General features: G+C 47.7%; 1 tRNA gene and 1 rRNA gene. Both read left to right on the top strand.

The window, feature by feature from the left end:
- The first annotated feature begins 21 nt into the window (after positions 1–21).
- Positions 22–97: transfer RNA gene (locus FU659_RS34970), tRNA-Ala, on the top strand.
- 307 nt (positions 98–404) lie between these two features.
- A 23S ribosomal RNA gene (locus tag FU659_RS34975) occupies positions 405–1052 on the top strand; the annotation flags it as partial.

Raw genomic sequence — 1052 nt, forward strand, 5'->3', positions numbered from 1 at the left:
CTTCACTTTTGAGTCCAGTATGGGGCCATAGCTCAGCTGGGAGAGCGCCTGCCTTGCAAGCAGGAGGTCAGCGGTTCGATCCCGCTTGGCTCCACCAATCCTGATTTCGAAGGTAGAAATTTCCAAGAAATTTCGACTTGAAATGAGGAAGTGAGTTGTGATAAGATACTTTTTGCCGCTGAAATAGGGCTAATAAAGTTGAATCACAACGAACGAAAAGCTTCAAAGTTGTTCCTTGAAAACTAGATAACGAAATAGTTGCAATTAGCCTTTGCGCAGCATAGGTCAATTGTCAACACGAAACGTAAAGTAAGAACTTAGGTTGCTTGATTCTAACGGATCTTGCAAAAATCTTTAACTCTTTCTATAGAGACTTTGATCTTTGATCAAACATCTTTATAAATGGTTAAGCTAGAAAGAGCACACGGAGGATGCCTAGGCACTAGGAGCCGAAGAAGGACGTGGCGAACGACGAAATGCCTCGGGGAGCCGTAAGCAGGCTTTGATCCGGGGATGTCCGAATGGGGGAACCCAGCTGTGGTAATGCGCAGTTACCATGCAGTGAATACATAGCTGCATTGGAGGCATACCCAGGGAACTGAAACATCTAAGTACCTGGAGGAAAAGAAAACAAAAGTGATTCCGTCAGTAGCGGCGAGCGAAAGCGGAATAGCCCAAACCAAGGAGCTTGCTCCTTGGGGTTGTAGGACCTCGTTATGGGGTTAGTTCGATAGGCGAAGTGATCTGGAAAGGTCCGGCATAGAAGGTAAAAGCCCTGTAGCTCAAATCGAACGAAATCCCTAGAGGTATCCTGAGTACGGCGGGTCACGTGAAACCCCGTCGGAATCCGGCAGGACCATCTGCCAAGGCTAAATACTCCCTAGTGACCGATAGTGAAGCAGTACCGTGAGGGAAAGGTGAAAAGCACCGCGGAAGCGGAGTGAAAAAGAACCTGAAACCGTGTGCTTACAAAAAGTCAGAGCCCTCTATATGGGTGATGGCGTGCCTTTTGTAGAATGAACCGGCGAGTTACGTTCCCGTGCGAGGTTAAG

The sequence above is a fragment of the Paenibacillus sp. N3.4 genome, from assembly GCF_008017805.1.
Classification (GTDB): Bacteria; Bacillota; Bacilli; order Paenibacillales; family NBRC-103111; genus Paenibacillus_E.